The sequence below is a fragment of the Corynebacterium sp. HMSC078A10 genome (assembly GCF_001811565.1).
GTDB classification, from domain to species: domain Bacteria; phylum Actinomycetota; class Actinomycetes; order Mycobacteriales; family Mycobacteriaceae; genus Corynebacterium; species Corynebacterium hesseae.
The window spans coordinates 155,172-162,618 of record NZ_KV805179.1 but is presented as its reverse complement, the minus strand read 5'-3'; the positions used below and the strand labels follow the sequence as shown (position 1 = coordinate 162,618).

At 58.3% G+C, this 7,447-nt stretch carries 7 protein-coding genes and 5 tRNA genes; 3 read left to right on the top strand and 9 right to left on the bottom strand.

What is annotated here, in order from left to right:
• Positions 1-278 precede the first annotated feature (278 nt).
• A complete protein-coding gene (gene murA, locus HMPREF2808_RS00975; RefSeq protein ID WP_070523021.1) occupies positions 279-1,547 on the bottom strand; it encodes a UDP-N-acetylglucosamine 1-carboxyvinyltransferase in 1,269 nt (422 codons plus the stop codon).
• Between the two features lie 21 nt (positions 1,548-1,568).
• Positions 1,569-2,408, bottom strand: a complete 840-nt coding sequence (gene ramA, locus HMPREF2808_RS00970) for an acetate metabolism transcriptional regulator RamA (protein WP_070522991.1) — start codon at positions 2,406-2,408, stop codon at positions 1,569-1,571.
• A 256-nt stretch (positions 2,409-2,664) separates the two neighbouring features.
• Between ramA and cysK the strand changes: the two genes are divergently transcribed.
• Together cysK and epsC are read left to right on the top strand one after the other, a co-directional pair.
• Complete coding sequence (cysK, locus tag HMPREF2808_RS00965; protein ID WP_070563979.1) at positions 2,665-3,600, top strand: cysteine synthase A; 936 nt, start codon at positions 2,665-2,667, stop codon at positions 3,598-3,600.
• A 120-nt stretch (positions 3,601-3,720) separates the two neighbouring features.
• On the top strand, positions 3,721-4,284 hold the full coding sequence (gene epsC, locus HMPREF2808_RS00960) for a serine O-acetyltransferase EpsC (RefSeq protein ID WP_070522984.1): 564 nt from the start codon (positions 3,721-3,723) through the stop codon (positions 4,282-4,284).
• A 12-nt stretch (positions 4,285-4,296) separates the two neighbouring features.
• Here the strand turns inward: epsC and HMPREF2808_RS00955 are convergent, their stop codons facing one another.
• The 5 genes from HMPREF2808_RS00955 to HMPREF2808_RS00935 form a co-directional block, all read right to left on the bottom strand.
• On the bottom strand, positions 4,297-4,599 hold the full coding sequence (locus tag HMPREF2808_RS00955; protein WP_070623136.1) for a GNAT family N-acetyltransferase: 303 nt from the start codon (positions 4,597-4,599) through the stop codon (positions 4,297-4,299).
• Positions 4,600-4,651: 52 nt separating this feature from the next.
• Positions 4,652-4,724: transfer RNA gene (locus tag HMPREF2808_RS00950), tRNA-Phe, on the bottom strand.
• A 20-nt stretch (positions 4,725-4,744) separates the two neighbouring features.
• Positions 4,745-4,818 (bottom strand) — tRNA-Asp (locus HMPREF2808_RS00945).
• A gap of 251 nt (positions 4,819-5,069) precedes the next feature.
• Positions 5,070-5,146: transfer RNA gene (locus HMPREF2808_RS00940), tRNA-Asp, on the bottom strand.
• Positions 5,147-5,180: 34 nt separating this feature from the next.
• A tRNA-Glu gene (locus HMPREF2808_RS00935) sits at positions 5,181-5,256 on the bottom strand.
• Between the two features lie 83 nt (positions 5,257-5,339).
• Here HMPREF2808_RS00935 and HMPREF2808_RS00930 point away from each other — a divergent pair.
• Positions 5,340-5,672: a metal-sensitive transcriptional regulator gene (locus HMPREF2808_RS00930; protein ID WP_070532400.1), complete on the top strand. Its 333-nt coding sequence runs from the start codon at positions 5,340-5,342 to the stop codon at positions 5,670-5,672.
• 67 nt (positions 5,673-5,739) lie between these two features.
• On the opposite strand, the gene HMPREF2808_RS00925 is transcribed toward HMPREF2808_RS00930, so the two are convergent.
• Together HMPREF2808_RS00925 and HMPREF2808_RS00920 are read right to left on the bottom strand one after the other, a co-directional pair.
• Positions 5,740-5,812 (bottom strand) — tRNA-Lys (locus HMPREF2808_RS00925).
• Positions 5,813-5,902: 90 nt separating this feature from the next.
• Positions 5,903-7,405: an acetyl-CoA hydrolase/transferase family protein gene (locus tag HMPREF2808_RS00920; RefSeq protein WP_070522973.1), complete on the bottom strand. Its 1,503-nt coding sequence runs from the start codon at positions 7,403-7,405 to the stop codon at positions 5,903-5,905.
• Positions 7,406-7,447: the final 42 nt, after the last annotated feature.

Below are 7,447 nucleotides of genomic sequence, written 5' to 3'. Positions count from 1 at the left end.
CATTGGCACACTATTGAGTTCTCAAACATCGTTCGCACACCACAAACAAAATTAACCAAACGTTAACCTCTCTGCAGCGGCCCGAACAACCTTACCCAACAAGCTCAACCAAAGTCAAACCCGCCGAACAAACATTGCCCGAACATCTACCACCAGTTAACCTCCCGGCTACCTCGCGGCGACCTGGATAAATATACGCACACCCCCAACAAACAACAAATCCCCAGGTGACACACCAAAAAGGTGCGCCACATAGGGACGTCGCCAAGCAATGTTCCTTAGTAGAGCTCCTCCTCTTGAGTGCGCTCAATGGTGGCGCCCAAGGCCTGCAGGTTCTCTACAAAGTTGGGATAGCCGCGGTCGATGTGAAAGACATCGTGCACGGTGGTCGTCTCATCCGCACACAAAGCGGAGAGGACCAATCCGGCACCTGCGCGGATATCGGAGCTCCAGACATGCGTCGAGGACAGGCGCTCTTGACCGCGGATAACTACGTGGTGTCCATCCACCTGGGCATCAGCGCCAAGGCGGAGCATCTCATCGACGAACCGGAAACGCGACTCAAAGACATTTTCCGTGATGATGGATGTACCTTCCGCGACCGCGGAGAGCCCGATGGCAATCGGCTGAAGATCCGTGGGGAAGCCGGGGTACGGCAGCGTTTGGTAGTCCACAGCAGTTGGACGCCGGTCCATGCGCACGCGGAAACCATTGACATAGTCCTCGATATCCGCACCGGCGGACTTAAGCTTCTCCAACGGCAGGTGCAGGTGCTTGGGAGCAATACCGCCCACCGTGATATCCCCGCGAGTCATTACGGCAGCATATGCCCACGTACCCGCAACAATACGGTCACCGATAACCTCGTGCTCCGTCGGTTGCAGCTTGTCCACTCCCCGAATGGTGATGGTGGATGTCCCCTCCCCGGAGATGTCGGCGCCCATTTCCTTGAGCATCGTGCACAGGTCCACAATTTCCGGTTCGCGGGCCGCATTGTGGAGTTGAGTTTCGCCATCCGCAAGGACTGCAGCAGTGAGAATATTTTCGGTGGCGCCTACCGAGGGAAAATCGAGCTTGATGTTCGCGCCATGGAGTTGATCCGCCTCCGCCACAACGGCGCCGTGTTCGATGCGCGTGCTAGCGCCCATCTTCTCTAGCCCAGATTGGTGCATGTCCAATGGGCGGGAACCAATGGCGTCGCCACCTGGCAAAGCTACCTTTGCGTGACCACAACGCGCCGTCAGCGGCCCCAATACACACACCGACGCGCGGAATTGGCGCACCGCATCGAAGTCTGCATTGGAATGCAACGTGGCCGGCGTGGTGATCTGCACGGTGTGGCCATCGATTTCCACTGAACAGCCAAGGCCTTCAAGGACCTTTCGCATCAGTGGAACATCAAGGATTTTAGGACAGTTGGTCAGCGTGGTGGTGCCCTCCGCCAACAGTGCCGCAGCCATCAGCTTCAGCACACTGTTCTTGGCACCGTCCACCTTGACGGTGCCCTGCAGGCGCGCCCCACCGGAGACAATAAATTGGTCTTTCACGCCCACCCAACTTACCTACGATCAGGGCAACGCGCCTATACGACGGGCCGCATTAACCGCCTCATAGCGAGTATGTGCACCCAGTTTGCGCATGACAGAGCGCAAATAGGACTTCACCGTTTCGGCGCCAATACCCATTTCCTCGGCCGCCTCGACATTGGTATGCCCCAACGCCACGCAGGAAAGAACATCCAACTCGCGAGCAGAAAGCTTGGTGGACTGCTTAACGCGCACCGGGGAGACCATCTGGTCGCAAAGAGCCTCTAGTTCCTTACGGAGGTCTTCATCGTTGACTCGGTTAGCCAACATGCGGAGCTTGGAGTGCGTTGAGCGCACCTGCTCCCACTCAGCCCCGTTCATCACGTGACCGCGAGCAGCGCCGCCCTTGCCTCCGTCGGCACGACGCAACGCGGAATTAACGGCCAGATCCTGCTCGAGGCACCGAGCGGTCATGGTGACTTCCTCGATTACCTTGTCGCCCAAGCGCACCGGCGAATGGACGCCAACATAGAGGACACCGCGGATTTCACGCTGAACGGTGACCGGCACCGCCACGATCGAATGCAGCCCCTCATCCTGGATATGGCGATCATTCTCATGGCTAATTGTGGTGGCACGAGTGTAGTCGGACACACCAACCGCGCGGCGAGTGCTGACAACGCGCCCGCCGACGCCCACGTTCGCGTCAATCACCAAATTCTGCAAGGCCGGGGTCCGCAGCCCTACCCACTGGGTAATCTGCAGGCGATTGTCCGGCAGCAAGGTCCCGTACATCGTGACGGGGATTCCCGTTGCGGTCTTTAGTGACGAGAGCGCTGCGCGTACGGCTTCGTCGTCATCCTTGAGTCGGTGCGGCTCCATGAGACTCTCTCTTACTCGGGGGTAACCAGCAGGTGCACCCACATTTCCCGCCTGAAACGGGGGTAGGCGAACACTATTTGCGAAGTATAACCGGCCGACGGGGGTAATTCTAAATCACGCCTCGCCCTCATGAGACGCCTCAAATCCCACATGCCATGCCCGAATGATCTGTTCAGAATCTATATACCACTTAGTCTATTGCGACGGTGTAGAGTTTCTGCTGTACATCAGAACTTATTTTCAAGGAGTCCACATCGTGGCTGTATACAACAATATTCTCGACACCATCGGCGGTACCCCGCTTGTCCGCCTCAACCGCCTGACCGAAGGCCTCGGCGCCGAGGTACTGGTGAAGGTTGAGTCTTTCAACCCCGCTAATTCCGTCAAGGATCGCATTGCCAAGGCGATCGTCGACACCGCCGTAGAATCCGGCGAGCTAAAGCCAGGCGGCACCATCGTTGAGGCCACCTCCGGCAACACCGGCATCGGCTTGGCACTCGTCGGTGCCGCCCAGGGTTACAAGGTCATCCTCACCATGCCGGAGACCATGTCCAACGAGCGCAAGGTACTGCTGCGCGCCTATGGCGCTGAAATCGTCCTCACCCCGGGCGCTGCCGGCATGAAGGGTGCTGTCGAGAAGGCCAACGAAATTATCGCTGAGACCCCCAACGCCATCCTGGCCTCCCAGTTCGCCAACGAGGCAAACCCGAAGATTCACGAGGCAACCACGGGCCGCGAGATCTGGGACGACGCTGAGGGCAAGGTTGACGCTTTCGTCGCTGGCGTCGGCACCGGCGGCACCGTCACCGGTGTGGGCCGCTACCTGCGTTCCCAGAACCCCGACACCTATCTGGTCGCCGTTGAGCCCGCTGACTCCCCCGTCCTCTCCGAGGGACACGCTGGCCCCCACAAGATCCAGGGCATCGGCGCCAACTTTGTCCCAGAGGTTCTGGACCGCGAGATCCTCAACGAGGTGCTCACCGCAACCACCGAGGAATCCGTTTCCACTGCCCGCAAGCTGGCCACCGAAGAAGGACTGCTCGTCGGCATTTCCTCCGGTGCCAACGTCTCTGCGGCACTCAAGCTGGCTGCGCGCGAAGAGTTCAAGGGAAAGACCATCGTCGTCGTCGCCCCGGACTTCGGTGAGCGCTATGTCTCCACCATCCTCTTCGAGGACATTCGCGAGGCCTAAGGAAAACGCTAACGTGGCTTTCCACGGGACGTCGCCAAGCACGGCGCCGTGGTGAGCCCTCCGAATAAAAGCGCCCTCTGTGCTAGGGGGCGCTTTTTCTTTCTAGATAGGATGGTTCGCATGCACATCTTGAAGATGATTCGTGAAGACCTCGCAAACGCGCGCGAGCATGATCCGGCCGCGCGCGGCGACGTCGAAAATGCCGTGGTCTACTCCGGCCTTCACGCCATTTGGGCGCACCGAATCGCCCACCGCATGTGGAAACGTGGATGGCGTGGGCCAGCCCGTATTTTGGCGCAGCTTAACCGCTTCTTCACCGGAATCGAGATTCACCCCGGCGCTACCATTGGCCGGCGCTTCTTCATTGACCACGGCATGGGGATCGTCATCGGTGAAACCGCCGAAATTGGCGATGGCGTCATGCTTTACCACGGCGTCACGCTCGGTGGTCAGGTGCTGACACAGACTAAGCGCCACCCAACAATTGAGGACAACGTCACCATTGGCGCGGGCGCTAAAGTGCTCGGCCCGATTACCGTCGGCCACGGCTCCGCTGTGGGTGCCAACGCCGTGGTGACAAAGGACGTGCCACCGGAGCACATTGCCATCGGTATCCCGGCCACCAACCGCCCGCGCAAGAAGGATGAGCGCATCAAGCTGGTGGACCCGGACTACTACATCTAATAGACCGTGCCCTTAAAGGTTGCCTTCACGGGCAGTCAGCCGCTGGTAATCGGGATTCTTCTCAATGAAGCGCGCCACGGCGCTGCACGTTGGAATGACTTGGCGGCCGGCCGTTGAGTCATCATCCAGTGCCGCTTTAATTAGCGGCTTGGACAGTCCTTGGCCCTGAAATGACTCGAAGATTTCCGTGTGCGTGAATTCGCGTGTGGTAGCGGAATCACTGTATTCGGCGAAGCCTGCTTCTTCCCCATCAACGGTGATGACGAAACGGGATTGATCGGTTTGGTGCGCAACTGAAGTAGTCATGCCGCCCATTAAACCAAAAAGAGCAACAAAAAAGCCCCTTCCAATGGAAGGGGCTGTCTTGTGGCCAGAGCCAGGATCGAACTGGCGACCCCACACTTTTCAGGCGTGTGCTCTACCGACTGAGCTATCTGGCCAGAAGCCACGAGGACTTCGGCGACCCTGACGGGACTTGAACCCGCGACCTCCGCCGTGACAGGGCGGCGCGCTAACCAACTGCGCCACAGGGCCATTTTCAATTATCTGTTGTGCGCTGGGCACGAATAAGTACTCTACACAAAGCTAGATAAGCACACCAAATCAGCATGTCATTCACCGTTTTCACGGTGATGCAGCCCCTCAATACACACTGTCACCACAGCGCCTAGACCTATACAGATCTATGCGCCATTTGCGACGTTGCAGGAGCCTCCACACACCACCATAAAACGACACAAGCCCCGAGGCATATGTTCTATAAACAATGCTCCGAGGCTGAAATATGGCGACCCTGACGGGACTTGAACCCGCGACCTCCGCCGTGACAGGGCGGCGCGCTAACCAACTGCGCCACAGGGCCATAAGTATTTTCTTGTGCACCAACACAAAAGTGTTGGTACCCCCAACGGGATTCGAACCCGTGCCGCCGCCGTGAAAGGGCGGTGTCCTAGGCCGCTAGACGATGGGGGCCCGTTGCCTTGAGGCAACTTTGTAAAAATATACTGGAGACATCCTCACTTAACCAAATCGTCCTGGCAGAAAGGCAGAAAACCATGGCTGACCAGCGGGATACCTGTTCCTGTCACGAGCCGGGTGTGCACGGCTACAACTCCGATGATGAGCAGAAAGCAAAGTACTTGGCTCGCCTCAAGCGCATCGAAGGCCAAACCCGAGGCATCCACCGCATGATCGCGGAGGACCAATATTGCATCGACATCATCACGCAGATCTCAGCGGTTACTTCAGCGCTCGAGAACGTTTCCCTAGCGCTCTTGGAGGACCACATAGAACACTGTGTGGCGGGAGCAGCCGCCGAAGACGGGCAAGTAGCCACAGAGAAGCTCGAGGAGGCCATGCGGGCCATCAGGAAGCTCGTTAAGAGCTAGCCCTGAACCCAGCCCTGTGCTTGGGCCCCAAAAACAAAAAAGAGCCGCCCGAAGGCGGCTCTTTTTGTGGGCCCTGTGGGGATCGAACCCACGACCTGCGGATTAAAAGTCCGTAGCTCTACCAACTGAGCTAAAGGCCCAACGCTCACCTATCCTAGCCGGTGGCACCAAAGAAAAGGAAATGGCCCTCACCTTCAGCGGTAAGGGCCACAACCTTACGGGTCTAAGACTTAGCCGCGCATGTCACCCTTCTCCATGAAGTTCACCTGGAAGTCGAAGGCCGTCTTCAGGTCGTGCGGGGTGTGCTGGAACTTGTTAGCCTTGGCGCGCTCGAAGTACTCCTCCAACATCGGGCGGTAATCCGGGTGAGCCACGGCGATAACCTTCTCCACGCGCTCCTTCGGGGCCAAACCGCGCAGGTCCGCAACGCCATACTCGGTGATGATGACCATGGTGTCGTGCTCGGTGTGGTCGGTGTGAGAAACGAAAGGCACGATGGCGGAGATAGCGCCGCCCTTGGCCACCGACGGGGAGACGAAGGTGGAGATGTAGGCGTTACGGGTGAAGTCACCCGAGCCGCCGGTACCGTTCATGATGCGGGAGCCGGAGACGTTGGTGGAGTTGATGTTGCCGTAGATATCGCCCTCAATCATGCCGTTGGAAGAAATCAGGCCCACACGGCGAATAACCTCCGGGTGGTTGGATACCTGCTGCGGGCGCAGGATGATGTGCTTGGCGTAGCGATCAGCCTCAGCGTTCATCTTGTCTGCGTACTCCGGGGACAGGGCGAAGGAGGTCGCAGAGGCGACGGTCATCTTGCCGGCGTCGATAAGATCCAACATGCCGTCCTGGATAACCTCGGTATAGGCCTGAATGTTTTCGAACTTAGAGTCCAACAGGCCTGCCATCACGGCGTTCGGGACGTTGCCCACACCGGACTGCATGATGAACTTGTCATACTCTAGGCGGCCGGCAGCAACCTCACCCTCGAGGAACTCGATGAAGTTCGCAGCAATCTTCTCAGAAACCTCATCCGGGGCCTTGAACGGAGCGTTGCGGTCCGGGGCATTGGTCTTGACCACAGCCACGACCTTCTCCTCCGGAATCTCGATGTAGGTGGTACCGACGCGGTCAGCCGGCTTGGTAATCGGGATTGGCTGGCGGTTCGGCAGCTTCTCGATCTTGTAGATATCATGCATGCCCTCGAGGTTGAGGGACTGCCACTCGTTGATCTCAATGATGATCTTGTCGGCGGCATCGATGTATTCGAGGTTGTTGCCCACAGCGGAGGACGGAACGATATTTCCGTTCTCGTCAATACGAACGGCCTCAATAATGGCTACCTGGAAGTCACCGTAGAAGCCCTCTTCCACCTGCTGGCCAGAGTGCGAGAGGTGGATGTCCTGATACAGGGCGGAGCCGTCGTTGAAGCGGCCGCGCAAAACCGGATCAGAGTTATACGGAGAGCGGAAGCGGATGGCGTCTGCCTCAGCCAACACACCATCACAGTCCGGAGCGGTAGAGGCACCGGAGAAAACATCGATCTTGAACTCCTCGCCGGCCTCATGAGCTGCCTTCGCCTTCTCCGCGATGGCGGTCGGCAGCGCCTTAGGGTAGCCAGCGCCGGTAAAGCCGGAGATTCCCACACGGTCACCGTGGTTGACGAACTTTGCGGCCTCGTCAGCGCTCATCACGAGCTTCTCAAACGGTGCGTATGCAATTCTCTCAGACATTAGTCCTCCTTTTATGTGCAGAAACGACCTACGTTACGGTCC